Genomic DNA, 25964 nt, shown 5'->3' with positions numbered 1-25964 from the left:
GGGACCTATCGGCCCTGGGGCATTCACATCATCTGGAATGCCGTGTCGCGGTGCATGCAGCCGTGCTTCTTGATCGCTGTCTTCGGCATGTCGCTCTGGCTTGTCGTCGTGGCACTGGTCGTCACTGGATCTACTGATGTCATGCTCTTCGCATCATCGGTTTTCACAGCATCGTCCGCAAAAGCGGGCATGGAGAAGGCGGCCAGAAGCGCCGCGGCAAGCACTGTCGTCTTCATCGCTGTTCTCCTCTGAATCGCTCCGATCATGGAGCAATGCAGGCAAAAGTGTGCCCTGATCCGACGAAAAGGCCAGTCACCTTTGCGTGAGGGTACGTTTGTTCGCAGGCCCGCACGGCCGGGGCTTGCCCCCTCATCCGCCTGCGTGCCACATCTCCCCTCTCCCCGTGAGAACGCGGAGAGAGCTAGGGTGAGGGGCAAAACCGCCGAGCGCAAGCATCGCGATTGCCCATCGTAAGGGGGGAGAAGCGCATGGACTGCGATTGTCTGGTCGTCGGCGCTGGGCTTGCCGGCCTCGTCGCGGCGGTGGAGGCCGCCGACCGCGGGCTCAAGGTGATCGTCGTCGACCAGGAGGGCGAACAGAATCTCGGCGGCCAGGCCTTTTGGTCGCTCGGCGGCCTGTTCTTCGTCGATAGCCCCGAACAGCGCCTGATGGGCATCCGCGACACCATCAATCTCGCCCGGCAGGACTGGCTGGGCTCGGCCGCCTTTGATCGCCCGGAAGACAAGTGGCCGCGGCGCTGGGCCGAGGCCTATCTCGACTTCGCGGCGGGCGAGAAGCGCAGCTGGCTGCATCAGCAGGGCATGCGCTGGTTTCCCGTCGTCGGTTGGGCCGAGCGCGGTGGCGGCCTTGCGACCGGCCATGGCAATTCGGTGCCGCGCTTCCACGTGACCTGGGGTACCGGCCCCGGCGTGCTGGCGCCTTTCCTCAAGCGTATCGAGACGCATGTCGCCGAGGGACGCGTCACCCTCCGCTTTCGCCATCGGGTCGATGCGCTGACCATCGACACCGGCGCAGTGACCGGTGCATCGGGGGTCATTCTCAAGCCCGATCCGGTGGTGCGCGGCCAGACGAGTTCCCGCGAGGTCATCGGCGACTTCACCATCGCCGCCGCCGCGACGATCGTCACCTCGGGCGGCATCGGCGGCAATCACGATCTTGTCCGTCGCAACTGGCCGGTCGAGCGCCTCGGCCAACCGCCAGCCTTCATGGTGACCGGGGTGCCCGACCATGTCGACGGCCGGATGCTCGGGATTACCGAGGCGGCCGGAGGCGCGATCATCAACCGCGACCGCATGTGGCACTATACCGAGGGCCTCCGAAACTGGGATCCGATCTGGCCGAACCATGGCATTCGCATCCTGCCCGGCCCCTCCTCCCTGTGGTTCGACGCGCTCGGAAATCGCCTCCTGCCGCCCGCCATGCCCGGCTTCGACACGCTCGCGACGCTGAAGGCGATTCTCGCGACCGGCCACGACTATTCCTGGTTCATCCTGACCAAGGCGATCATCAAGAAGGAATTCGCGCTTTCGGGGAGCGAGCAGAATCCCGACCTGACCGGCAGGAATATCAGGCTCCTGCTCAAGCGGCTCGGCAAGGAGCCGGCCCCGCCGATCAAGGCCTTCATGGACAAGGGCGAAGATTTCGTCGTCCGCGACAATCTCGAAGATCTCGTCGCCGGCATGAATGCACTGACCGGCGAGAAGCACCTCGACGTCGACCATATCCGGCGGCAGATCGAGGCGCGTGACCGGGAGATTGAGAACTCCTTCTCCAAGGATGCACAGGTCATCGCCATCCGCGGCGCGCGGAACTATCGCGGCGACAAGCTGATGCGTACCGCCCGCCCGCATCGCATCCTCGATCCGTCCAACGGGCCTCTTATTGCGGTGAGGCTCAACATCCTCACCCGCAAGACGCTGGGCGGGCTGCATACCGATCTCGATACCCGCGTGCTCGATTGGGCGGGCAACCCCATCGCCGGCCTCTATGCGGCCGGCGAAGCGGCGGGCTTCGGCGGTGGCGGCATGCATGGCTATAATGCCCTCGAAGGCACATTCCTGGGTGGCTGCATTTTCTCCGGCCGCACGGCGGGCCGTTCGGTGATCAAGTGAAATCCCGGCCGCCAAGCTGAACGGCAGGTGAATGGCAAGTTCAGCACCGGTTCGGATGGCCCGTGGCTCTATATGTCCAAGATCGGCGAGACAACGATGCCGGTCATCTGGGGCGAAGATGCAGACCTATTTCTACGACATCCACTGGGACCGCGAGACGCTGACCGACGACGAGGGCACCTCCCATTTCGATGATGGCTCGGCCATCTATTATGCCCGTGTCGTCGCGAGCCGTATCGCCCGCTGCGGCAAGGGCGAGCGCGTCCGTGTCCATGTCCGCGACATCAGAGGTCGGCTGCTTTCGATCCAGTGCCCGGGACCGCTGCGCGCACTCACCAGCCACCAGGCGGAAATCCGCTCGATCGTCGAGCGCGATCTCGCCCGCCAGTGTGAACTTGTCGGCTGATTACTTGGCAAGCCGGAGATGCCGTCCGGTATCGATGCCGAACTGCAGGCTTGCTAGGCGGGCATAGATACCACCCTTCTCGATCAGGCTCTGATGTGTGCCCTCCTCGACGATCAAGCCGCCATCAAGCACCAAAATTCGATCGGCCTTCAGCACGGTCGCCAGTCGATGGGCGATGACGATTGTCGTGCGACCCTCCATCAATCCATCCAGGGCTGTCTGAACCAGAGTCTCGCTCTCGGCGTCGAGTGCAGAGGTCGCCTCGTCGAGCAGCAGGATCGGGGCATTGCGCAGGATGGCACGCGCGATGGCAATCCGCTGCCGCTGGCCCCCCGACAGCATCACGCCGCGCTCGCCGACTTCCGTGTCGTAACCCTGGTCGAGCCGCTTGATGAATTCCTCGGCATGCGCCGCGCGCGCCGCCGCCTCGATATCGGCACGAGTCGCCTGCGGCGCACCGAAGGCGATGTTCTCATGCACGGAGGTCGCGAAGATCGTCGTATCCTGCGGCACGATGGCGATGCGGGCACGCAGCGCCTCGGGATCAACCTGCCTGATATCGTCGCCATCGACCAATACGCGACCGGAATCCGGATCGTAATAGCGCAGCAGCAGCGAGAAGACCGTCGTCTTGCCGGCACCCGACGCACCGACGATCGCAACACGTTCGCCCGGGCTGACCGTGAGGTTCAGGCCCTTGAGCGCCGACATGTTCGGCCTTGTGGGATAGGCGAATTCGACGTTGTCGAATTCGACCTTGCCCTTGGGCGGTGTCGGCAGCGAGATCGGATGGTCCGGAGCGGCGATGCCAGGCTTTTCGTGCAGCAGTTCGATCAGCCGCGAGGCAGCGCCGGCTGCCTGGCTGAACTCGCTCCACACTTCCGACAGCGCGCCGAGCGAACCGGCGGCGAGCACCGAATAGATCAGGAACTGGCTGAGCGTGCCGGGCGTAATCGTGCCTTCCAGCACACCGCGCGCACCGAACCACAAGACGGCCACAACGCTGCCGAAGACCATGGTGATGGCGAAGCCGGTGAGCCATGCGCGCTGGCGCGACGAGGCGCGGGCGGCGTCATAGGCGTTTTCGGCCGCTTCGGCAAAACGCCGGTTCGCCTCGCCGGTGCTGTTGAAGGCCTGCACGGTGCGGATCGCGCCGATGGCTTCGGAAGCATAGGCCGAGGCCTTGGCGAGCTTGTCCTGCGCGTCGCGCGAGCGGCGGCGCACCGAGCGGCCGAACCCGACCAGCGGAAAGACGATCAAGGGAATGGCGATCAGCACCAGCGAAGACAGTTTGGGGCTGGTGTAGATCATCATTCCGATCGCGCCAAGACAGAGGATCATGTTGCGGAGTGCCAGCGACGCCGTGGCACCGACAGCCGACTTGATCTGCACCGTATCCGCCGTCAACCGCGAGACGATTTCTCCGGTCTGGTTGACGTCGAAGAAGGACGGCGACAGCCGGGTGATCTGGGCAAACACGTCGCGCCGGAGATCGGCGACGATTCGCTCTCCCAGCGTGATGACGAAATAGTAGCGCAGTGCAGATGCTGCAGCGAGCACCACGGCCAGCGTAAGCAGCATCACGAAATAGGTATTGATGAAAGCCGCGTCGGCCCTGACGAAGCCATGATCGATCATCCGCCGCACCGCGGTCGGCAGTATCAGCGTCGTCACGGCGGCAAGCAGCAGGAAGATGAGTGCGCCGATCGCCATCTTCTTATAACGCAGCACATAGGGAACGAGATGGGCAAGCGGCCGCAGTGTGCTGTCGCTCTTGTTGTCTGTTTCTGCCGCCACGGTTCAAGGCTCCATTTACGGGTTCAGGGCTTGCGAATCTCGCGTTCCGGCCCTTGTTATCTCGAAAGGCTTCATGTATAGGCCTCGCCATCAAACGAAGCCGTGGTCCCCCGTGCGGACTGCGGCTTCATTTATTCGTTTGGCTCCGGCGCCGCAAGCCTTGCGGCAAAAGACCACTGTGACGGCAGGACATAGTCATGAGAGACAAGATTCATCCCGACTATCACATGATCAAGGTGGTCATGACCGATGGTACCGAATACGAAACCCGTTCCACCTGGGGCACCGAGGGCGCGGTCATGAACCTCGACATCGACCCGACATCGCACCCGGCCTGGACCGGCGGCAACCAGCAGATGCTGGACCGCGGTGGCCGCGTTTCCAAGTTCAACAAGCGCTTCTCCGGCCTCGGCATCTGATCGAGCTGCAAGGCGAGCGTTTCGAAAGCCCCCATCCGGGGGCTTTTTCTTTTCCGGGATTCTTCCGAAGGGCACTTATTCCGCGACGATCTTGACGCGCTGGCCCGGCGTGAGCGTGGCGCCGATCGTCAGGCCATTGAGCAGGCGGAAGAGCTCGGCCTTGCGGTCCGTGCCCAACATGCGGCCGGAAAGCGTCTGCACGGTTTCGCCCGCCTTCACCGTCACGACGCGGATGCGTAGCGGCTTGAGAGAGGTGGCCTCGCCAGGGCTCATGCGCCGGAACGTCGTGCGCAGCTTGGTCGCCGTGGCGACCAGATCTGTCTCATGACCCACCGGCACTGCGGTGAGGAAGCGATAGATCTTCTTGCCGTTGCGAACGACAGTGACGTCGAAATCCCACTTGTCTGCCGAGGCCCGCGCCGTAGCGGCGTCCATTCCGTTGACCTTGCCGCCCCGGATCGTTTCCGGCCGGAGGCCGGTGACCCAACCGCTGGCGACATAATCCATCAGGCTGCCGGCCTTGTCGTCGACGAGGTCGAAACGGACCGCGATGTCATCAGGCCCGGTCGCCATGACGGCGTCCGCCTTGTTGTCGATACGGAAGCCCAGCGGCACCTCGAACCGGATGGCGAGGTTGCCGTGCAGGAAGGTCTGGCCGCGGACATAGCCCTCCTGCGGGCTGTCGCCATAGAGCATGCCGTCGATGCCGTTGAGGAAGTAGTCGGTACCCCTATCGCCGACCTGGCCATCCATACCGAAGTTGCGCGCATGGCGGCGCGCCAGCTCGACGCGCTGCGGCGTCGTCGGATGGCTCGACAGGAAGTCGAGGCCCGGGTCGGAATCATTGTTGATCGCGTTGAAGCGCGAATAGGCGCCCATGGCATCAAGGAAGCGCGCGGCCGCGTAAGGGTCGTAGCCGGCTTCGCCTAGCATGCGCACGCCGATCACGTCGGCCTGGAGTTCCTGGTTGCGAGAGAAGGCGGCGAGCCTGAGCTTCTGCCGCGCCGCCGCCGTCTTGCTGTCGATCGCCGAGGACAGCACTTCGGCCACCACGCGGGTCTCGATCACGGCGCGCTCTTCCTGCCGCTGCCGCTCAATGCCGTGATTGGCGGTAACGTGTGCCATTTCGTGGCTCAGCACGGCGGCAACTTCCGAAGCATCGGTCGCGAGCGCCAGCAGTCCGCGTGTGACATAGACATAGCCGCCCGGCAGCGCGAAAGCATTGATCGCGGGCGAATTGAGGATGGTGATCCGGTAGGACTGCTTCGGATTTTCCGACACCAGCGTCAGCGCACCGGTGATGCGCGCCACCAACTGCTCGGTCTTCACGTCACGATATTCGCCTCCGTAGGAGGCGACGATTCGCGGATGCTCGCGAGCACCCATTTCAGCGCGCGGATCGTCCTTCTGCACCTCGTCGACGATCTGCGGATTGGTCGAGGGCGCGACTGTGGGCTCGTAGGTATCGAGCAGGCTTTCACAACCGGACAGGAAAAGTGCCGCGACAATCATAGGTGTCGCGCGGCTGCGCAGCACGCGTCGCGCCGCCCTCAAGGGACAAAAACCTGTCGTTGCAGAATTGAATTCGGTCATGGAAGGCTTAAAGCTCAGGGCTCAGTCCTTTTCGGTCGCGGCGAGTCCAGCACCAACGAGGCACCATTATCCGATTTCAACTTCTTCTGCATAGCACAATTATCGGAAAGACGTGGCAAATCTGAAGCTTAAATCCGCCCTTTTTTAGGCTCGCGACGGATTGTGGCGACCATCTTTCCGGAGCCGGACCCAGTCTTCTGAGGTGCCCGAGAAGACGATCTTGCCCGCATCGATGCCCACCACACGCCCCGCGAGGCGGCCTATTTCCTGGCTGTCGTGGCTAATCATCAGCACCATAATTCCCGTGGTCCGCTGAAGTTCCAGCAGCAGATCGCCCATGTCATGGCGCAGTCCCTCGTCGAGGCTGGCGAAGGGTTCGTCGAGAAGCAGCAGGGGGCGATGGCGGACCAGAGCGCGGGCGAATGCGACACGCTGTCGCTCCCCGCCGGAAAGCGCCTGAGGCATCCGCTTCTCGAATCCCGCAAGCCCTACTTTGGCGAGCGAGTCGCTCACCTCCGCCCAGTCCTCCGACGAGAGTTTCAAACGCGGCGAAATGCCGATCGCGACATTGGTGGCAACATCGAGATGCGCGAACAGATTGTGATCCTGGAAGATGTAAGTCAGTGGCCGTTCGCCGGGACCAAGCGCGGCGACATCTGCGGCATCCATCACGATTCGGCCACTGTCTGGCATCTCGAACCCGGCGATCAGATGGAACATGGTCGACTTGCCGCTGCCCGATGGGCCGGTCACCGCGACAATGCCGCCGCCCTCGAGATCGAGGTCATAGGCAAAACGCTTCTGTCCGAGCGATTTCTCGACTTGGTCGAGACGAAGCGAAGGCATCAATGCGCCTCCCTGATGGCAGGCCGGTCGAGGCGGACCGACGGCAGGGTGAGGAGCAGGCAGACCGCGCCGAGGATCAGCGACAGGCCCGCCGCATCAGTCGAGCGGTAGCTGCCGAGGCTGGCATAGAGAAGTGCCGGCAGAGTGATGAAATCGTCCGAACCGAATAGCGCCACTGCGCCGAGATCGCCGAGCGACAGCGCAGCAGCGAAGGAGAAGGCGGTGAACAGCGGACCCCGCATGACCGGCCAGTCGATGAGTCGGAAGCGGGCAAGACCGGTGACGCCGAGGCTCGCCGCGAGGCGGCCGGTGCGCTTGAGATGCGTGGTCAGCTCCGGCGTGATGACACGGGCGGCGAAGGGCAGCGCCATGCACATATTGACCAGGACGACGAGAATAGGGCCGGCGCCATCGGCGAGACCGGCACGGTGCAGGATCAGGAACCAGCCGGAACCGAGCGCCAAAGGCGGAATCAGCAACATGAACTCGGGCAGGCGGAAAAGACTGCTCAAGCCTGGGGCCCCGCGCGCCGACAGACTCACCGCAGCTCGCGCCATGAGGAATGTCGTCAACGTCGCGAGCAGACCGGCGGCAAAAGCGAGTGTCATGCTGGTGCGCAGCGCTTGCCAGAAAGCCGGCGTCGCGAGCAGACCGGCCAGGTTCGAGCGCAACCCAGCGACAACAATCGCCGCCACCGGCAATGCCGTGAAAGCGAGGAAGAGGGTGATCAGCGCGAAATCTCCGGCTTTTGCGCCAGATGTCTTCGCATCCGGCCGGAAGGGATCGCCAGCGGTGCCCCGTCGATCCTCCTCGGGATCGGGAAAGCGCGACAACAGCCAGAAGATCGAAGCCGTCAGTGCCAGCTGTGCCGCGGTCAGGATCATCGCCCGCGGCGGATCGAACTCGAACTTCAGTGCCTGGTAGATCGCGACCTCGAGAGTCGAATTGGCCGGCCCGCCGCCGAGCGTCAGCACGATGGTGAAGCTGGTGACGCAGATCATGAAAACCAGGCCGGCAATGCCCGGGATGACGCGCAGAATGGCCGGCCACTCGACGAAGCGGAAGAGCGAGACGCGCGGCAGGCCGATACTCGCCGCCAACCGCCACTCGTCGCGCGGCACGCGCTCCAGCGCCTTGAGCAGCAGCCGCGCCGCCAGCGGTAGGTTGAAGAAGACATGGGCGAGCAGGATGCCCTGCAGGCCATAGATCGAGATCTGGCCGGAAAAGCCAAGGTCGGAGGCGATATCATTGACAAGACCTGTCCGACCCCAAATTTCCAGGAGCCCGAAGACCGCCGGCAGAACAGGCAGACCAAGCGGCAGGATCATCAGTGCCACGACCAGTTGCCGGCCAGGAAAACTGGGGCGTCGGGCCATAGCGAGAGCAATCGGCACGGCGGGAACCACCGAAAGGACGGTTGAGAGCACGGCCTGCTCGACCGTGAAGATGAAGATGCGGATGAGATAGGAGAGCGGCGGCCAGCTCGATTGGACGCCGCTCGACAGCAGCATGATGAAGGCGAGGACGCAGAAGCCGGCGAGACCAGCGAGCGCAACCGCGCCCGCGACGATCCAGAACCGCCTTTCCCCCCCGCTTTCCATGGTCAGCAGATCAGTTGCCGCTGGTGGCACCAAGCCACTCGTCGACATAGGTCTTGCGGTTCTTCGCCGACTCCTCGGGCGTCACGGTCAGCGTGACCTTCGGCTGGATCAGCTTGCCGAAAACCGGATTGAGCGGCGTCGAGGTGGCGGCGGCCGGCAGCATCCAGTTGTTTTCCGGGATGATGTCCTGGAAGGCCGGGCTGATCATGAATTTGAGGAAGCTGCGGGCCAGTTCTTCGTTCTCGGTCTTGGTCATGCCAGCGACCTCGATCTGGATCGGATGACCCTCGGAGAATTCAGCCGCCTGGTAGCGGTCATTCTTCTCGGCGATCATATGGTAAGCCGGCGAAGTAACATAGGACAGCACCATCGGCGCCTCGCCCTTGGTGAATAGGCCATAGGCCTCCGACCAGCCGGGCGTCACCGTGAGGATGCGCTTCTGCAGCGCCTTCCACGCCTCCGGCGTCTGGTCGCCATAGACCGAGCGCATCCAGAACAGGAAGCCGAGGCCCGGCGTCGAGGTGCGGGGGTCTTCGAGCACGATCTTCTGTGTGGCGTCGCCCTCGACCAGCTCCTTCAGGCTCTTCGGCGGGTTCTTGATGACCTGCGTGTCGTAGATGACGGCGAAATGGCCGTAGTCATAAGGTACGAAGACCGGATCGGCGAAACCGCCGGGAACCTTGACGGCCGACGTATCGATGCCATGGTCGGCGAAGAGATTGGTGGCCTTGGCCTCTTCGATCAGGTTGGTGTCGAGGCCGAGCACGATATCGGCCTTGGTCGCCCCACCCTCCATCTTGAGGCGCGTGAGCAGCGCCACGCCATCGGGCAGGCTGACATAGTCCACCTTGCAATCGCAGGTCTTCTCGAAGGCTTCCTTGACCTTGGGGCCGGGACCCCATTCCGAGGTGAAGCTTTCATAGGTATAGATAGTCAGCGTTCCCGCCGCGAGCGCGGACGAGGAGAATGCGGCCAAAGCCGCGGCAAGCATCAATGAGAATCTGCGCATCAGCGCCTCCTTGGTTTTCATAAAACACGGGAATAGGGCGCTGGTTGCGAGCGTCTAATCCCTCCGCCGGTATGAGCCGGATCAGGTTCCGCGGGTTGGTGGAGACCACCTCTCAGCCAGCAGCCGAAAATCGACCGAAGGCACCCCGTTAGAGCGTCGTCACAAATATGATGTGTTGGAGGGGATGGCAAGACTCGATCTGAAGGTCACTTCTCTCGTTTGAGAAAGTACCCCCTTTCCCCTTGTGCGGTTGGGAAAGGTTTTGTCGCCGGCGAGGCCTATTACGGCACGTCCACCGCCTCCCCTGGCCGCAACGGTCGAAATTTCTCCGCCTCCACGCCCGCCTGCGCCAACGCCGCGTCCAGCGCCTTCAATGGATCCTCGATCGCCTCATTCGTCAGCTGGAACGTCCCCCAATGATGCCCGACAGCGTATTGGATGCCCGCGAGCCCCATACCCGCTACGGCTTCCTCCGGGTTCTGATGCTGCCCCTTCATGAACCAGCGCGGCTCGTAGGCGCCGATCGGGAGGATGCCGAGGCGGAAGCCACCATGCTTGCCCGCCGCTGCGCGATAATTGATGCCGTCGTGAAAGCCGGTATCGCCGATATGGTAGATCCTGCCATGCAGTGTCTCGATCACGAAGGCGGCCCAGAGCGCCATGCGGCGGTCGCCCGTGCCCCGCGCCGACCAGTGATGGCAGGGCTCGGTGTGGATGATGACGCCCTTGAACGCCGTAGTATCGCCCCAATCGGTGACGGTGACCTCAGCCCTCGGCACCGCGCGGCGAATGATCGTATCGTTGCCGAGTGGCGTGATGATGGGCGCCTTGTGCCTGGCTTCCAGCCGTTTCAGCGTCGAGAGGTCGAGATGGTCATAGTGATTGTGGGTCACGAGGATGAGGTCGATAGGCGGCAGGTGATCGAAGGCGATGCCGGGCAGGTTGTGTCGCCGGGGTCCGAGGAAACTGAAGGGGCTCACCCGATCCGACCAGACCGGATCGGTCAGGATGTTGAGGCCGGCAGTCTGGATCAGCAGGCTCGCATGACCGATCATGGTCACCCGGAGCGCCCCGCCTTCCAGCCGTTCTGCCGGCCTGTTACCCGCGAACCGGCTCGGATAGTTCTTCGGCCAGGGCAGCGGCTTGTCGCCGCCAGTCCATTTCCAGCGCAGGAAATCCCGCAGCGTACCCGGCGGGATACCGTCAGGATTGAAGAAGCGGGTGCCGTTGAAATGATCCGATTCCGGACCCTGGTAATAGGGATTGATGGGTTTGCCAGACTTGGCTGCTGACTTGGTATCTGACTTGGCCATGCAATTTTCCGTGGTTAGCCTTCAATGGCAGATAACGTCTCGCCCGTCCTTTGCAAGAGGCGTGAATTGCGCCGCGGCCCACGGAATGCTAGGGCCAGCGGCAAAATTCTCTGATCGGAAACCCGATGATCGAATACAAGAAGTTCATCTATCTCGACGTCTACAAGACGGGCAGCACGCACATCCATTTTCTCCTGAAGAAGATCATCAAGGACAAGCCGGTCCGCGTGAAGCGCCATGCGCCGCTCACCAAGGGGCGCCCCTTCACCTGGAAGGGCGGCAAACTGGTTTTCGCCACCGTGCGCAATCCCTGGGACTGGTATGTCTCGATGTGGGCCTATGGCCACACGGTCGAGAACCCGCTCTACGAACATATCAAGCAGGGTTTCGGCCAGGAAAAGCTTAACGAACTCTACGAGATGGACAATCCGAAGGTCGCCTTCCCCAAATGGCTGAAATCGATGCACGACCCGGCTTTCCTGGCGCAGGCGCTCAAGGGGCACCGCCTGCCGAGCTCCGGCCTGATGGGCTTCATGGGCTTCTACACCTATCGCTTCATGCGGGTTACCATGCCCTATCCGGAGATCTTCCTGCGCAAGCCGTTCATCAATTCGATGGATGGCGCGATCGCGGCACAGAAGAAGTGGGCGATGTATGACGTGCTGATGAAGTCGGAGACACTCGACCAGGAATTCGCCGATTTCGCCGCCGAGCACGGCAAGGACCTCGGCTTCTCCGACAAGGCTGTCGACATCATCAACAAGCAGGCCGAGAAGCACAAGAACGTCTCCAAGCGAACGCTGGAGAGCTACCGCGACTATTACACAGATGAGCTGCGGGATCTCGTGGCGACGCGCGACCGCTTCTTCATCGACCTCTTCGGCTACAAATTCTGAACATCCCCGCCAAATTGACCATCTGCGTCCCCGGAGCTAAACAGCCGCCGACGCGCCACGGAATAAGTGCTCATGATCGAGTATGAGAAGTTCATCTACCTGGACATGTACAAGACCGGGAGCACCTATATCGATTCGCTCCTCAAGAAGCTCGTCGAAGGACAACCGGTGCGCCGCACCCGCCATGCGCCGATCACCAAGGGACGTCCGTTCTTCTGGAAACAGGGCAAATATGCCTTCGCCACGGTACGCAATCCCTGGGACTGGTATGTCTCGATGTGGGCCTATTCGATCAAGCAGCCAAACGTTCTGTTCTTCCGCGACGTCCGTAAGGTGCTGGGGCCAGAAGGCTCCAAAAAACTATTCGACAACGAGAACCCCAAGGAAAGCTTTGCCACCTGGCTGAGGGCGCTCGCCGATCCCAAATTCCTCAACAGCGTGATGATCGGCCATCCCTATTCGAAGACGTCGCTCAACAAATTCCTCGGCTTCTATTCCTACCGCTTCATGCGCGTGACGACACCGCACCCGGCGCTTGCCATGGGCTGGTGGAACATCCGCAACATGGACCAGGCGATCCGGCACCAGAAGCGCTGGGCGCTCTACGACAAGGTCTTCAAGTCGGAGACCTTGACGGAAGATTTCTCGGCATTCGTGCTGGAGAACAAGGACAAGCTGGGCTTCAAGAAGGGCGCCAGGCGCATCCTGGAAAAGAATGCGCCGGTGCAGAAGAACACGTCGAAGCGCACGCTTTCGACCTATCGGGATTATTATACCGATGAATTGCGGGAGCTCGTGGCGACGCGCGACCGGCTGGTGATTGAGCTCTTCGGGTATGAGTTCTAGTCCAGCGCAGACCGCAGGTCCGTCTGGCCGAAATCGTTGCCTTTGAAGAGAATCGGAGCAGCAATAGATGCTGCGCAGGCATAGGATAAACAGTCGGCAAAATTCAATTGGGCGGGATGCCTCTGCCCTTTGCCGAACCGGGCGTAGGCATCGACTGCGACTCTCGATACTGCATCCGATATCGGCAGCACTTCGATTTTCGCCGCGGCAAGGAAATCGTCGTACATCGCCTCTGCGTCAAGAATCTCCAGCCCCAGAATTCGCGCGAGATTGATCGTGCATTCGAGGCGAACATGGGCACCCACAAAGCGCGACGAGGCACTTTCGATCGCGGCGAGATAGATTGCCGAGTCAGGCTCTGGAGCCAGGATCGCCACGATTGCCGATGTATCGATCAGCATCAGTTGCCCCAGAGATCGTCGCGTTCTTCCTTTGTCAGCGGCTGACCGGGCGGTCGAATTGCTTTGGCCAAGGCCTTACGACGCAGGGCGTCCACGCGCTCCTGCAGCGATATTTCTTCGTCAGTGCGCGCGATTGCATTTTCCAGCGCAAATCGGATCGCGGCCGTCAAGCTCGGCATGCCTCTCTTGTCCCTAAGATTCTCTGCCAGTGCTCGGACTTGCTCATCACGTATGCTCAGCATAGATCACCTCCGTCTCGCTTTGTATATACAGAGCGGGCGAATTTGTCCATACAACGACAGAACCCTCGCGGGCGGCCGCGAGGGTTCTGCATGTCGGACATTTATCAAGATGAGGCGGGATTATTCGCAAACCTGGACCTTCTTGATGACCAGTTCGCCGTAGCGGTTGATCTTCTTGACCTTGCGGACATAGCATTCCGGTTCGTCATAGCCGTAGTCGTCGACGACGTAACGCGGGCCGGCATCGACGACGATGTTGAGGCCGAAATGGTTGCGGTGGCGCCAGCCGGCTTCCGAGGTCGAAGCCAGCGAGAGGGTGGCGAGGATAATTGCGGTGGATGCGAGGATGATCTTGGTCATGGTCGTTTGCCCTTGGAGAGTTTGAAAGTGGTTGGGCTTCCTGTCTTCTCGACCATCTGCCCCGTTCGCTGAGCTTGTTTTTGCATGGCCCCGCGAGCAGCGCTGTTTCCATTGTAACAGGACTGCGACATCTGCTGAAAATCCTGGATTTTCAACCTCCGGCTTGACTTTCGCTGTCTCTTGCGGTTAAAGCCCGCCCATCTGCCAGTCCGAGACGAAGACGAGCAGCCGACCGGTGCGAGGAAATCTCCTTGATCCCGGAGGTCCACACCCGACAGCGCGTTTGCGCCCTCGGGTGCTTTTTCGCTTTGTCTCTTGTTTCGCTACTGGCTGGCACCGATCTTCCGGGACATGTTTTCCGGACAGAAGGATGGATGGAATGTTCGAGAGCCTACAGGAACGCCTGGGCAGTATTCTGAACGGTTTGACCGGGCGCGGCGCGCTGTCGGAGACGGATGTCTCTGCGGCCCTGCGTGAGATTCGCCGTGCGCTGCTCGAAGCCGACGTCGCGCTCGAAGTCGTGCGCTCCTTCACCGATCGTGTCCGCGAAAAGGCCGTCGGCGCCGAGATCCTGAAGTCGATCAAGCCCGGCCAGATGGTCGTCAAGATCGTCCATGACGAGCTGGTCGAGATGCTCGGCTCGGAGAGCTCGACAGTCGACCTCAACGCGCCCGCTCCCGTCGTCATCATGATGGTCGGTCTGCAGGGCTCCGGCAAGACGACCACGACTGGCAAGATCGCGCTCCGCCTGACCACGCGGGACCGCAAGAAGGTCCTGATGGCCTCGCTCGACACGCGCCGCCCGGCCGCGCAGGAGCAGCTCCGCCAGCTCGGCGTCCAGACCGGTGTCGACACGCTGCCGATCCTAGCCGGCCAGTCACCGGTCGATATCGCCGCGCGCGCCGTGCAGGCCGCCAAGCTCGGCGGTCATGACGTCGTCATTCTCGACACCGCCGGCCGTACGCATATCGACGAGCCCTTGATGATCGAGATGGCCGACATCAAGAAGAAGGCCAATCCGCATGAAATCCTGTTGGTCGCCGATGCGCTGACCGGTCAGGACGCCGTCAACCTCGCCCGCAATTTCGACGACCGCGTCGGCATTACAGGTCTCGTGCTGACCCGCATGGACGGCGACGGCCGCGGCGGCGCAGCGCTGTCGATGCGCGCCGTCACCGGCAAGCCGGTCAAGCTGATCGGCGCCGGCGAAAAGATGACGGAGCTGGAAGAATTCCATCCCCGCCGTATCGCCGACCGGATTCTCGGCATGGGCGACATCGTCAGCCTGGTCGAGAAGGCGGCGGAGAATATCGACGCCGAGAAGGCGGCGGCCATGGCCCAGAAGATGGCCAAGGGCAAGTTCGATCTCGACGATATGGCCGAGCAGCTCAAGCAGATGCAGAAGATGGGCGGCATGGGCGGCATCATGGGCATGATGCCCGGTATGGCCGGCATGAAGGACAAGCTGGCCGGCGCTGGCTTCGACGACAAGGCGATCAAGCGCCAGATTGCCATCATCCAGTCCATGACCAAGGCCGAGCGCCGCAACCCCGATATTCTGAAGCATTCGCGCAAGAAGCGCATCGCCGCAGGTTCCGGCACCGACGCCTCCGAAATCAACAAGGTGCTGAAAATGCACCGTGGCATGGCCGACATGATGAAGGCCATGGGCGGCGGCAAGGGCGGCGGCATGATGAAGCAGATGATGGGCGGCCTCGCCAACAAAATGGGCCTGGGTGGCTTCGGCGGCGGCATGGGCATGCCCGACCTCTCCAAGATGGATCCCAAGCAGCTCGAAGCGATGGCCAGGCAGGCCGAAGCCGCTGGCTTCAAGCCGGGTGGTGGTCTGCCTACAGGCCTTGGCGGCATGCCGGGTCTCGGCGGCCCGAAGCTTCCGGGCCTCGGTGGCGGTTTCCCGGGCCTTCCGGGCCTGCCGAAGAAGAAGTGAGGCGAGACCGCATGACCGAAGCCGACGTCAAGAACCAGCTTTCCGGCTATCGCCAGTCGATCGACAATATCGATGCGGCGCTGGTCCACATGCTTGCCGAGCGCTTCCGCTGCACCAAGGCAGTCGGGGTGCTCAAGGCCACGCACAGCCTGCCGCCGGCCGATCCGGCGCGCGAAGAATACCAGATCAACCGCCTGCGGCAGCTCGCCAAGGACGCTGATCTGGATCCTGATTTTGCCGAAAAATTCCTGAATTTCATCATCAAGGAAGTGATCCGGCATCATGAGGCCATCGCCGCCGATATCGGTGGCGCGACAGAGAATACCGCCGCCTGAGGGCTGCGGCAGACAGCATACCTGAACACAGAGACTAGAGACCTAAGGAGAAAACCATGTCCCTGAAAATTCGCCTCGCCCGCGGTGGCTCAAAGAAGCGTCCGTATTACACTGTCGTCGTCGCCGACGCCCGTTCGCCCCGCGACGGTCGCTTCATCGAGAAGCTCGGTTCCTGGAACCCGATGCTCGGTAAGGACGATGCAGCCCGCGTCTCGCTGAACAACGAGCGCATCCAGCATTGGATCGACGCCGGTGCCCAGCCGACCGATCGCGTTCTCCGCTTCATGGCCGATGCCGGGATCGGCAAGCGCGAAGCCCGCAACAACCCGGAAAAGGCTCTTCCGGGCAAGAAGGCCCAGGAACGCGTCAAGGAAAAGGCTGCCAAGGCCGAGGCCGCTGCTGCCGAATAATCCTGCCGTTCACGGTGGAAATCGCCCTCGCACGACCGTCGTGCGAGGGCTTTTCTTTTTTGGCTGCGGACTTGTAAAAGGGCAGTCTGGAAATCGAGAGACAAGAGCATGTCGAAAGGCACCACCGGACCCAGCACCGGACCCAGCACACCGGGCACACTCGTTCTCATGGGCACCATCGGCGGCGCACAGGGGCTGCGTGGCGAAGTGCGCGTGAAATCCTACACCGAGGACCCAATGGCGATCGGACAGTATGGCACGCTTTATGACGTCGACGGCAATCCCTTCGAAGTGCTCGACGCCCGCGCCCACAAGAACATGGCGGTGATGCGCTTCCGCGGCATCAACGACCGCACTGCCGCCGAGAAACTCAACGGCAAGGACCTCTATGTCGACCGCGACACGCTCGACGACGAGGATCTCGACGAGGACGAATTCTTCTATGCCGACCTCGAAGGACTCGAAGCCCGCGATGCCGAGGGCAAGAGCTGGGGCACGGTGACGGCAATCTTCGACTTCGGCGCCGGCGATATTCTCGAACTGACCGAGAAGGGAAAGCGGGCGCAGCTCATCCCGTTCAGCGAAGCCTCGGTTCTGGAGATCGATTTCGAGGGCGGCACGATCCTCATCGATCCGATTGCTGCGGGGCTGATCAATCCTGATGGCGAGGATGACGATTCGAATGCCGACGGCAAACCCGGCAGGGACGAAGGTTGATGCCATTCAAGGCGACGGTGCTGACACTCTATCCGGAGATGTTCCCCGGCTTCCTCGGGGAGTCGCTCTCCGGTAGGGCCATGGAACGCGGCGACTGGTCGCTGGAGACGGTGCAGATCCGCGACTTCGCGACCAGCAAGCACCGCAATGTCGATGACACCCCGGCGGGCGGTGGCGCCGGCATGGTGTTGCGCGCCGATATTCTCGCCGCGGCCATCGATTCCGTCGAGACCGGCGATAGGCCGCGCCTTCTGATGAGTCCGCGCGGCAAGCCGCTTACCCAAGCGCGCGTGCGCGAATTTGCAGCCAGCGAAGGCGTCGTCATCATCTGCGGCCGCTTCGAGGGTATCGACCAGCGGGTGATCGATTCCCGCGGGCTCGAAGAAGTCTCGATAGGCGACTATATTCTCTCAGGCGGCGAGCCGGCGGCGCTGATCATGCTCGACGCGATCGTCCGCGTCCTGCCCGGCGTGATGGGCAATCCGGATTCCGGCACGCATGAGAGCTTTGAAAACGGCCTGCTCGAGCATCCGCAATATACGCGGCCGCAGGTGTTCGAAGGCGTCGAAATTCCCGGCGTGCTGACGTCGGGCAACCACGCGGCAATCGGCAAATGGCGGCATGAAGAGGCTGTTAAGCTGACCTCGGAGCGCCGGCCGGACCTGCTCGCTCAGCCCGTCACGAAATAGTAGACTGACAGCCCGAGGCCGGCCGCAATCACGATCCAGCGCAGCACCACCTGCGGCACGCGCTTGGCCATGGCGACGCCGGCATAGCCGCCGAGCGCGCAGCCCGGTACCATGACCGCAGCGTGGTACCAGGCGACCGCGCCGGCCGTCGCGAAGACGATGATCGCCACGGCCGCGATGATGATGGCGAGGAAATTCTTGAGCGCGTTGAGGCGGTGATAATCGCCTCCGGTGGCAATGCCGAGCGAGGCGAGCATCATGATGCCCATGCCGGCACCGAAGAAGCCGCCATAGAAGGATGTGACGGACTGGGTGATGATGCCGAGCGGGTTCACGGCGTGGCGCTCCCCGGTGTTCTTCGGCTTGAGCAAGGGGCCGGCAGCGAAGACAACAGTCGCGGCGAGCAGCAGCCAGGGCACCATGCTTTTGAACGTATTGTCCGAGAGCCAGACGAGATAGAGCGCGCCGAGTGCCGAGCCGACGATGGAGATCAGCCCCAGCACCAGCGCTTCTTTCCAGATCTTCGAGAGATCCTTGAAATAGGCAAGCGTCGATGTGACGTAGCCCGGGAACTGGACGATCGATGACGTCGCATTGGCCGAGATGGGCGGCACACCCGCGAGCGTCAGGACCCCGAAGGTCAGGAAGGTGCCGCCACCGGCAATGGCATTGATCGCGCCCGAGAAGAAGGCAGCGATAAACATCAGGGCGATGAGGGAGACGGTCATGGGCAGGTCCTGCAGGGCGGGCTTCCATCCCGCTTAGCTTTTTGGGCTCGATACCGCAAGAAGCGCGAAGAATCTCCGTGCCGAGGGGTGACAAATGGCGGCACTTCATGTATTAGCGCGCCCGGAATGGGATTTTCCCGACCAACCAGCAACGAATGACAGACGCATTCGCCTTGCCTCACGGCAATACCCCAGGCTTGACCCCTGTGTCATGACCAAAGGTATCTTATACGGGCGCTCTGGCTGTTGAACCACAAATGAGGTTGTCAATGAACATAATCCAGCAGCTGGAAGCCGAACAGGCCGCCAAAATTGCCGCCAAGCGCACGCTTCCCGATTTCTCGCCCGGCGACACCGTCAAGGTCAACGTCCGCGTTGTCGAAGGTTCGCGTACCCGCGTACAGGCCTATGAAGGCGTCTGCATCGCCCGCTCCGGCGCCGGCCTGAACGAGAATTTCACCGTCCGCAAGATTTCCTATGGCGAAGGCGTCGAGCGCGTGTTCCCGGTCTTCTCGCCGCTCGTCGAAGGCGTCGAAATCGTCCGCCGCGGTAAGGTCCGTCGCGCCAAGCTTTATTACCTGCGCGACCTGCGCGGCAAGAAGGCTCGTATCGTCGAGAACACCAATGTTCGCGCCCGCAAGCTGAACGACGGCGAGCGCCAGGCCGCCCAGGCCGAGAAGGCCCGCCTCGAAGCCGAGAAGGTCGCCGCTGCCCAGGCCCTGGCCGCCGAGAAGGCTGCTGCTGAAGCCGCTGCTGCCGCTGAAGCCAAGGCAAAGGCAGCCGCTGAAGCCGCCGCTGCTGCGGAAGCTGCAGCCGCTGCCGAAGCGCCCGCTTCCGAATAAGCCACGGCCTATCGCGAGAAGATCAAGGGCGGCATCAAAGGGTGCCGCCCTTTTCTTTTGCAGCAATCGGCCTTGTCCAGGCTTGCAGGTGTAACAAATGTAACTGCGGGCGATTTCGGGACATGCGATAGCAGTAATCGACGATCGGACCCCTACTGTCGTCACTCAGTATCCCAAGAACCTCCCAAGCAAAACCCTCGCACCTCCAGGCGAGGGTTTTGTGATTCTGTTGGTCTGGCTGCGGAAGTGGAGGTGGAAGATCGTCTCGGCAACTTTGTCCAACAGGTCGCCATTCTCGGGCAGGAATGAGACCTCGACGGTGCCGGGCCGCCCGCGCGTCTGCGTCGCTGCGACCGCCGTCGCTTGCTCGCACCTTGCCATGTCATTCCTCATCAGCATTCCAAAATGATGAAGCCTTGCCTCATTTTTTTTCGCGTGGTCGGCAACAGGTGTAACAAATGTAACTGCGCGGGTCGTCGGGACGTGCGATGGCTCGTCTCGGCGAACGGTTTCCCCCAAATCGTCGCCAAAACTAAGCAGGCGACGGCCTGCGAATTTCTCTATATCCTCAGGCAAAACCCTCGCACCCTCCAGTCCGAGGGTTTTGCTTTTTTGGCAAGGTCGCTCCTGTCAGCGCCTATGCCGTCATCTGCGCAACAAAAAACCCGGCACGAGGCCGGGTTTTCTGCATGACAAAGGTGCAAGGCCTCAGGCGGCCTCGTCCTCGACCTCTTCCTCGACCTTGGACGAGCGACGCGGGCTCTTGGCAAGGTTGGTCTCCACGAGACGGACAGCCTCGGTTTCCGACATCTTGTTCACAGCCGCGATTTCGCGCGCCATCCGGTCGAGAGCCTGTTCATACAGCTGGCGCTCGGAATAGGACTGCTCCGGCTGGTTCTCGGCCCGATAGAGGTCGCGCACGACTTCAGCGATCGAGATCAGGTCGCCAGAATTGATCTTGGCATCATATTCCTGGGCACGGCGCGACCACATGGTGCGCTTGATGCGTGCCTTACCCTGAACGACCTTGAGCGCGCGCTCGACGAAATCGGTCTCGGACAGCTTGCGCATGCCAATGGTCACGGCCTTGGCGACCGGAACCTTGAGGCGCATCTTGTCCTTTTCGAAATCGATGACAAAAAGCTCGAGCTTCATGCCGGCGACTTCCTGCTCCTCGATCGTGACGATCGTGCCGACGCCATGCGCCGGATAGACGATCGATTCACCGGTCTTGAAGCCCTGGCGCGTTGCGGTCTTTTTGATCTGGGTTGTCATGCTGTTCACAAACTCCCTTGGTACTCCCGGTAGGTGCCGGGTGGCCTCTTTGGGCCGGGACCGGGCTAGGCCCGCAATCTAAACTGAAACCAAACAGTCAAAGCTACGATCCTCCGGCGAGCCCCATGAAATAAGGCAACCAGAGGGGCAAAATTTTCAAGGAGACCGCATTTAAGGGATCGTTGCTTTCGTGATTGAGGGCACGTAAAAACGCCCTCTCGGGATCAGTGTGTTATCCCTACCACAAAAAACCGCCGAAATCAATGTTTTGCTTTCGCAGCCGCGAGCGAACGCCCCACGACCCGAGCAAATGGTAAAGCGCTTGCGGTCATTGCGTGGCAAAACCTGAACCGGGCTTTTACTTTTTCTTTACCCGAGCAAAGGCCAAACGAAACGAAGGCCCGAAGGTTCCCTGATATGCTCGATAAGAGCAGCCAATCAGTCGCCCGAACCGGGCTTGTCGGAGAAATACTTATCGAGCTTGTCCGCAACGCCGTCGAAGTCCTTGGCCTCGGGCAGAGCCTCACGCTTCTGCGTGATATTCGGCCAGATCGAAGCGAAATCTGCGTTTAGTTTCAACCACTTGTCCAGGCCAGGCTCGGTATCCGGCTTGATCGCCTCGGCAGGACATTCCGGCTCGCAGACACCGCAATCGATGCACTCGTCCGGATGGATCACGAGAAAATTTTCACCCTCATAGAAACAGTCAACCGGGCACACCTCCACACAGTCGGTGTACTTGCACTTGATGCAGTTGTCGGTCACGACATAGGTCATGAAACGCTCCAGGACGATGTCTTTTGGGCCGTCAGGCGGCGGTTTGCCCGTCACCTAGCGGCTTTGCAACGGATTGGCAAGCATGGCACAGGACCGGGTTTGCAGTATTTGCAGGCCAGCCCTGCAGAGGGCGAGGCACATGCCTGCGACATTCAGCCGCTCTCGTCCGGGTCCCAAGCCTGTAGCCTGTCGAGTGCGCGCCGTTCCCGCTTTTCCGGACGACCGGAGCCGGGCGCCCGCTGCGCCTGCTCGAAAAGAGTCAGCCGCTCCGGCGGCGGCGACTCGTCGTCATAGAGCAGGCGAGCTTCGTCATAGGGTCCACGCCGCGTGCCGGGCGCTTTCACGACCAGCACATAGGTCCGGCGGTCCACCAGGACCTCGAGCCTGTCACCGACCCTGACATCGGCGCTCGACCGGCGAACCTTCTCGCCATTGACCGAGACATGGCCGCCCTCCACCCATTCCTGCGCCAGCGTGCGTGACTTGGCAATCCTGGTGAAGAACAGCCACTTGTCGATGCGCTGACGGGCAGGCTGGTCGGCCATGCTATTTCTTCATTTGCTCCTTCAGCACAGCGAGCTTGGCGAAGGGCGAGTCCGGATCGATCGGCTTTTCCTTGCGCGGCGGGCGGGCCTCGAAGTTCTGGTTCTGCGGCTTGCCGTGACGATCGGGCCGGGGTCCGCGATCCTGGCGATCATTATTGCGATCGCCCTTGTTGCGATCGTTGCGGTCATTGTTGTTACGCGGCCGGTTGTCGTTGCGGCCCTGGCGTTCGCCAGCAGGCCGGTCGGCGGCAGCGCTATCGCCGGCACGGGCTTCGCGTGGGCGGTCGTCGCGGCGCTGCTCTCCGGCACTGCGTTTCGGACCACGATTTTCGCCACCGCGTTCGTTGCGACGTTGCTGGCCATCGCCAGCCGGCGCACCTTCGCGACGCGGACCACCGCGGCGTTCGCCACGGTTCTGCTGCTCGGGCCGGCCACCGCCGGGACGCCAGAGCAACACGCGCTTCTCTTCGGCGGGAGCGGCTTCGACACCCTCGGTAGCAACGGCCGCCGGCACTTCGGCCGCGATCTCGGTCGCTGCCTCAACAGGCGCTTCAGCTGCGGTTTCCGTCTCCGGCCCTTCGGCTGCTGCTTCAGCAGGTGCATCCGCTGGCGCTTCGGTAGCGACGGCTTCGAGTTCCGCCTCGACAGTCGCCTTCACTTCCTCCACAGCCTCTTCGGTCTGGCCCTCGACATCGGCTTCAGCCGTGGCATCGGCAGACTCAGCGGCCGCCGGCCCGGACACGGCAGCAGCGGCCGGTGCCGGCGCTGTCGAGGCAAGATGCGCCGCCGCCTCTTCGGCCGGCACGCTGTCGGCGCGATAGCCGAGGCCCTTGAGGATTTCCTCGATATCGTCGGCGGTTGCGCCGAGGATCGAAAGCATGGCGGGCGTCGCGATGAAGCGGCGGCCGTCATAGGCGCCGTCAGGGCGGGTCGCCGAACCGGCCTTCCACTGCAGCAGCGGACGGATGAGGTCGGCGAGACGCTCGAGAATGTCGATGCGGACGGCGCGCTTGCCGAGGAAACGGAAGCCGGCGAGACGGTAGAAGTTCCGTTCGAAGGCATGGTCGGTGACGATAGACGTCCGGCCCGCGGCCAGCGCCGGGATCAGGTCGCCATAGCCGGGCTTGTCCAGCGCGTCATTCTTGAGCGCCCAGAGCAGGGTGATGAGCTCAGCCGGAGCCGGCTTGAGCAGCGCCGGCATGAAAACGTGATAGGCGCCGAAGCGGATGCCATATTTGCGTAGCGACGCACGGCCGTCCTGGTCGAGCGCCTTGACGTCCTCGGTGACATCGCGGCGGAACAGCACGCCGAGATTTTCGGCGATCTGATAGGCCAGGCCCTTGGCGATACCTTGCAGGTCCTCGGCACGCGTCAGGTCGTCGAGTGGCTTCAGAACGGTCGCAATATGGTGATTGACGAAGCGCTCGATGCGGGCCTGGACATGGTCGCGCGCATGACCGGAAAGCAACTCGTCGGCCAGAAGCAGGATGCGCGGACGCATGATGTGGTCCGACGCGGTCAGACGCCCGACGGGCTCGCCGAGCCAGCGCACCGTGCCATCGCTCGACAGCGCCAGATCGCCATTGCCGGCGGCGTGAATGCGGGCGGCACGCGCCTCGAATTCCAGCCCCAGCGCCTTGCTCGCTGCGTTCTCGACAGCCTTCAGGTCCTGTCCTTCGGCACCGGCAACCAGCGTAAACCGGAAACCGGAAAGCTGCCCCACATGATGCCCTTCCACGAAGACATCGCCATTCACACTGATTTCCGCTTCAAGCATAGCATTCTCTCTCAGGCGCCTCATGAGCACAGATGTCCTGCGATCAACGAAGCGTTGGGTCAACCGTTCATGCAGCGCGTCCGAGAGGCGATCCTCGATTTCACGCGTTTTTTCCTGCCAGTGTGCCGGATCTGCAAGCCAACCCGGTCGGTTGGACACATAGGTCCAAGTCCTGATTTGCGCAATACGCGCCGACAGCGTGTCGATATCGCCTTCGGTCCGGTCGGCACGCCGGACCTGTTCGGCAACAAAGCTCTCGTCGACGGCCCCGCGGCGGACGATGTCCTTGTAGATCGAGGCCACCATGTCCGAATGCTGCAGCGACGTGATCCGCCGGTAATCTGGCAGCGCGCAAATCTCCCAGAGCTTTTCTACTCTTTCGCGCGTCGAGGCAAGCTCCAAAACGTCAGGATAGCGGGCAAGATGTTCGAGCGCCTGATAGTCGTCGGACGGCAGCGCCTTGGTCAGGCCGAGCTGGCGCGGCGCGGCATCGAGGCTCGCCCGAAGCGCTGATATCGATGAGAAATCCAGCACCTTCGAGCGCCACTGCATCACCTTCACCGGGTCGAATTGGTGGCTTTCGATGCGCCGCACGAGTTCGTCGTCGAAGGGCTGCGTCTGGCCCGTGACACCGAACGTACCGTCGCGCAGATGGCGGCCGGCGCGGCCGGCGATCTGGCCGAGCTCGCCGGAATTGAGGTTGCGATACTGGAAACCGTCATACTTGCGGTCCTGGGCGAAGGCGACATGGTCGACATCGAGATTGAGGCCCATGCCGATCGCATCGGTGGCCACGATATAGTCGACGTCGCCCGCCTGGTAGAGTGCGACCTGGGCATTGCGGGTGCGCGGCGAGAGCGCGCCGATGACAACGGCCGCACCGCCCCGCTGGCGCTTCACCAGTTCGGCGATCGCATAGACCTCGTCCGCCGAGAAGGCGACGATGGCCGAGCGATGCGGCAGACGGGTGATCTTCTTGGAGCCAGCGTAGAAGAGCTGCGACAGACGAGGCCGCTCGACGACATCAATGCCCGGCAAAACCTGGGTGAGGATGGGCTTCATCGTCGCCGCACCGAGCAGCAGCGTCTCTTCGCGACCCCTCAGATGCAGGATGCGATCGGTGAAGACATGGCCGCGCTCGAAATCCGCCGCGAGCTGCACCTCGTCGATGGCGACAAAGGCTGCTTTCGTCTCCTCCGGCATCGCTTCCACAGTGCAGACGGAGAATCGGGCATTGGCGGGGGCAATCTTTTCTTCGCCGGTGATGAGAGCGACATTGGCCGCGCCGACCTTGTCGACCAGCCGGCCATAGACCTCGCGCGCAAGCAGGCGCAAAGGCAGACCGATGACCCCCGAGGAGTGAGCGACCATTCTTTCGATCGCATAATGGGTCTTGCCGGTATTGGTCGGGCCGAGCACCGCGGTAACGCCGCGGCCGCTCAAAGTCAGGGGATCGGATTTCAACAGAGGTCCAGTCCAGTTCATTTCATGCCCGGCCAGATCGTACAGATCGACAGGGGCGCTCATCCATGCATCCGCATTGCTGCAATTGCAAGACGGCGCGAGAAGCGCCGCAGGACGATTGCCTCAGGCAGTGCGTCAACCTCTCGTAAACCATGAAAATCTACCAACTGGCAAGTTTCGGAACAGTTTCGGAACGAATCAGCGACGAATCGCAGACTCGCGATCGTACTTTGTTTGTTCCCCACAAGATGTAGTGGATCACGAAGTGCGCCCTGCAACATGCTGAATCTGCTTGCGGTTTGCCCCATGACCCACCGGAACGGTGGCGTCCTGGTGAATTTTGCAGTCAAACAGCAACTGAGCTTATGGTTAACGAACTGTAAAACCTGCGCTATCGGTGCAGGTCGGCTCCGTAGAGGACACCCTGAACCAAATTGGAACGAATCGCTGACGAATCATGCTGCGTCGCACTTTCCCGCTTCGTTCTATACAACATATAGTGGCGCAGGATTTCGTTAACCATAGGCGCTTCGGAACCTTTTTGGCGCTCCGGAAAAGCCCTTTCGCCCCAGACGCTTGGAACCCGAGGCCATGCT

General features: G+C 62.0%; 26 protein-coding genes and 1 riboswitch. Of the genes, 11 read left to right on the top strand and 15 right to left on the bottom strand.

Going from position 1 to position 25964, the window contains the following annotated elements:
* Positions 1–23 precede the first annotated feature (23 nt).
* On the bottom strand, positions 24–236 hold the full coding sequence (locus AC2YI2_RS16115) for a hypothetical protein (protein WP_487387500.1): 213 nt from the start codon (positions 234–236) through the stop codon (positions 24–26).
* 252 nt (positions 237–488) lie between these two features.
* Here AC2YI2_RS16115 and AC2YI2_RS16110 point away from each other — a divergent pair, with 252 nt between their 5' ends.
* A complete protein-coding gene (locus tag AC2YI2_RS16110) occupies positions 489–2132 on the top strand; it encodes an FAD-binding dehydrogenase (protein ID WP_487387499.1) in 1644 nt (547 codons plus the stop codon).
* Between the two features lie 118 nt (positions 2133–2250).
* Positions 2251–2538 (top strand): DUF6894 family protein, encoded by a 288-nt coding sequence (locus AC2YI2_RS16105; RefSeq protein WP_487387498.1) that lies wholly within the window; start codon positions 2251–2253, stop codon positions 2536–2538.
* On the opposite strand, the gene AC2YI2_RS16100 is transcribed toward AC2YI2_RS16105, so the two are convergent.
* Positions 2539–4335 carry an ABC transporter transmembrane domain-containing protein gene (locus tag AC2YI2_RS16100; RefSeq protein ID WP_487387497.1) on the bottom strand — a complete coding sequence of 599 codons (1797 nt, stop codon included), beginning with the start codon at positions 4333–4335 and terminating at the stop codon, positions 2539–2541.
* 197 nt (positions 4336–4532) lie between these two features.
* Here AC2YI2_RS16100 and rpmE point away from each other — a divergent pair, with 197 nt between their 5' ends.
* Positions 4533–4754 carry a 50S ribosomal protein L31 gene (gene rpmE, locus AC2YI2_RS16095; protein ID WP_487387496.1) on the top strand — a complete coding sequence of 74 codons (222 nt, stop codon included), beginning with the start codon at positions 4533–4535 and terminating at the stop codon, positions 4752–4754.
* A gap of 75 nt (positions 4755–4829) precedes the next feature.
* Here rpmE and AC2YI2_RS16090 read toward each other — a convergent pair whose 3' ends face one another.
* The 5 genes from AC2YI2_RS16090 to AC2YI2_RS16070 form a co-directional block, all read right to left on the bottom strand.
* Positions 4830–6347, bottom strand: a complete 1518-nt coding sequence (locus AC2YI2_RS16090; protein ID WP_487387495.1) for a M48 family metalloprotease — start codon at positions 6345–6347, stop codon at positions 4830–4832.
* A 144-nt stretch (positions 6348–6491) separates the two neighbouring features.
* Positions 6492–7193 (bottom strand): thiamine ABC transporter ATP-binding protein, encoded by a 702-nt coding sequence (locus AC2YI2_RS16085; protein WP_487387494.1) that lies wholly within the window; start codon positions 7191–7193, stop codon positions 6492–6494.
* Entirely contained in the window at positions 7193–8794 is a 1602-nt protein-coding gene (gene thiP, locus AC2YI2_RS16080) for a thiamine/thiamine pyrophosphate ABC transporter permease (protein ID WP_487387588.1), read from the bottom strand. The genes AC2YI2_RS16085 and thiP overlap by 1 nt, the downstream gene beginning before the upstream one ends.
* Positions 8795–8804: 10 nt before the next feature.
* On the bottom strand, positions 8805–9803 hold the full coding sequence (gene thiB / locus AC2YI2_RS16075) for a thiamine ABC transporter substrate binding subunit (protein ID WP_487387493.1): 999 nt from the start codon (positions 9801–9803) through the stop codon (positions 8805–8807).
* A gap of 41 nt (positions 9804–9844) precedes the next feature.
* Positions 9845–9961, bottom strand: a riboswitch (TPP riboswitch).
* 123 nt (positions 9962–10084) lie between these two features.
* Complete coding sequence (locus AC2YI2_RS16070) at positions 10085–11116, bottom strand: MBL fold metallo-hydrolase (RefSeq protein WP_487387492.1); 1032 nt, start codon at positions 11114–11116, stop codon at positions 10085–10087.
* 125 nt (positions 11117–11241) lie between these two features.
* Between AC2YI2_RS16070 and AC2YI2_RS16065 the strand changes: the two genes are divergently transcribed.
* Positions 11242–12012, top strand: a complete 771-nt coding sequence (locus AC2YI2_RS16065) for a sulfotransferase family 2 domain-containing protein (RefSeq protein WP_487387491.1) — start codon at positions 11242–11244, stop codon at positions 12010–12012.
* Between the two features lie 72 nt (positions 12013–12084).
* Entirely contained in the window at positions 12085–12858 is a 774-nt protein-coding gene (locus AC2YI2_RS16060; protein ID WP_487387490.1) for a hypothetical protein, read from the top strand.
* Here AC2YI2_RS16060 and AC2YI2_RS16055 read toward each other — a convergent pair.
* The 3 genes from AC2YI2_RS16055 to AC2YI2_RS16045 all read right to left on the bottom strand — a co-directional run bounded on the left by AC2YI2_RS16055 (position 12855) and on the right by AC2YI2_RS16045 (position 13861).
* A complete protein-coding gene (locus AC2YI2_RS16055) occupies positions 12855–13259 on the bottom strand; it encodes a type II toxin-antitoxin system VapC family toxin (protein WP_487387489.1) in 405 nt (134 codons plus the stop codon). The two genes, AC2YI2_RS16060 and AC2YI2_RS16055, sit on opposite strands and share 4 nt — an antisense overlap.
* Positions 13259–13501, bottom strand: coding sequence for a type II toxin-antitoxin system VapB family antitoxin (locus AC2YI2_RS16050; protein ID WP_487387488.1), 243 nt, complete (start codon positions 13499–13501; stop codon positions 13259–13261). Before AC2YI2_RS16050 ends, AC2YI2_RS16055 begins: the two co-directional genes overlap by 1 nt.
* A 120-nt stretch (positions 13502–13621) precedes the next feature.
* Positions 13622–13861: a hypothetical protein gene (locus AC2YI2_RS16045; RefSeq protein ID WP_487387487.1), complete on the bottom strand. Its 240-nt coding sequence runs from the start codon at positions 13859–13861 to the stop codon at positions 13622–13624.
* 379 nt (positions 13862–14240) lie between these two features.
* Here AC2YI2_RS16045 and ffh point away from each other — a divergent pair, with 379 nt between their 5' ends.
* The 5 genes from ffh to trmD all read left to right on the top strand — a co-directional run bounded on the left by ffh (position 14241) and on the right by trmD (position 17960).
* Positions 14241–15809 carry a signal recognition particle protein gene (ffh, locus tag AC2YI2_RS16040; protein WP_487387486.1) on the top strand — a complete coding sequence of 523 codons (1569 nt, stop codon included), beginning with the start codon at positions 14241–14243 and terminating at the stop codon, positions 15807–15809.
* 11 nt (positions 15810–15820) lie between these two features.
* Complete coding sequence (locus AC2YI2_RS16035; RefSeq protein ID WP_487387485.1) at positions 15821–16144, top strand: chorismate mutase; 324 nt, start codon at positions 15821–15823, stop codon at positions 16142–16144.
* Positions 16145–16200: 56 nt separating this feature from the next.
* On the top strand, positions 16201–16554 hold the full coding sequence (rpsP, locus tag AC2YI2_RS16030) for a 30S ribosomal protein S16 (RefSeq protein WP_487387484.1): 354 nt from the start codon (positions 16201–16203) through the stop codon (positions 16552–16554).
* A 108-nt stretch (positions 16555–16662) separates the two neighbouring features.
* The gene (gene rimM, locus AC2YI2_RS16025; RefSeq protein WP_487387483.1) at positions 16663–17271 is read left to right on the top strand and encodes a ribosome maturation factor RimM; all 609 of its coding nucleotides are present in this window, start codon (positions 16663–16665) and stop codon (positions 17269–17271) included.
* The gene (gene trmD / locus AC2YI2_RS16020) at positions 17271–17960 is read left to right on the top strand and encodes a tRNA (guanosine(37)-N1)-methyltransferase TrmD (protein WP_487387482.1); all 690 of its coding nucleotides are present in this window, start codon (positions 17271–17273) and stop codon (positions 17958–17960) included. Before rimM ends, trmD begins: the two co-directional genes overlap by 1 nt.
* Here trmD and AC2YI2_RS16015 read toward each other — a convergent pair.
* Positions 17942–18688 (bottom strand): sulfite exporter TauE/SafE family protein, encoded by a 747-nt coding sequence (locus tag AC2YI2_RS16015; RefSeq protein ID WP_487387481.1) that lies wholly within the window; start codon positions 18686–18688, stop codon positions 17942–17944. The genes trmD and AC2YI2_RS16015 overlap by 19 nt on opposite strands.
* Positions 18689–18957: 269 nt before the next feature.
* Between AC2YI2_RS16015 and rplS the strand changes: the two genes are divergently transcribed.
* Entirely contained in the window at positions 18958–19530 is a 573-nt protein-coding gene (gene rplS, locus AC2YI2_RS16010) for a 50S ribosomal protein L19 (protein WP_487387480.1), read from the top strand.
* Between the two features lie 708 nt (positions 19531–20238).
* On the opposite strand, the gene AC2YI2_RS16005 is transcribed toward rplS, so the two are convergent.
* From AC2YI2_RS16005 to AC2YI2_RS15990, 4 genes are all read right to left on the bottom strand, one after another.
* Entirely contained in the window at positions 20239–20805 is a 567-nt protein-coding gene (locus AC2YI2_RS16005) for a CarD family transcriptional regulator (protein WP_487387479.1), read from the bottom strand.
* A 438-nt stretch (positions 20806–21243) separates the two neighbouring features.
* Positions 21244–21582, bottom strand: coding sequence for a ferredoxin FdxA (fdxA, locus tag AC2YI2_RS16000; RefSeq protein WP_487387478.1), 339 nt, complete (start codon positions 21580–21582; stop codon positions 21244–21246).
* Between the two features lie 152 nt (positions 21583–21734).
* Positions 21735–22127: an RNA-binding S4 domain-containing protein gene (locus tag AC2YI2_RS15995; RefSeq protein WP_487387477.1), complete on the bottom strand. Its 393-nt coding sequence runs from the start codon at positions 22125–22127 to the stop codon at positions 21735–21737.
* A 1-nt stretch (position 22128) separates the two neighbouring features.
* Positions 22129–25389: a helicase-related protein gene (locus tag AC2YI2_RS15990; protein WP_487387587.1), complete on the bottom strand. Its 3261-nt coding sequence runs from the start codon at positions 25387–25389 to the stop codon at positions 22129–22131.
* Between the last annotated feature and the right edge of the window lie 575 nt (positions 25390–25964).

The sequence above is a fragment of the Rhizobium sp. SRI_017 genome, assembly GCF_057586295.1.
The sequence above is the reverse complement of the archived record's forward strand: the minus strand, read 5'-3'. Positions and strand labels throughout refer to the sequence as shown.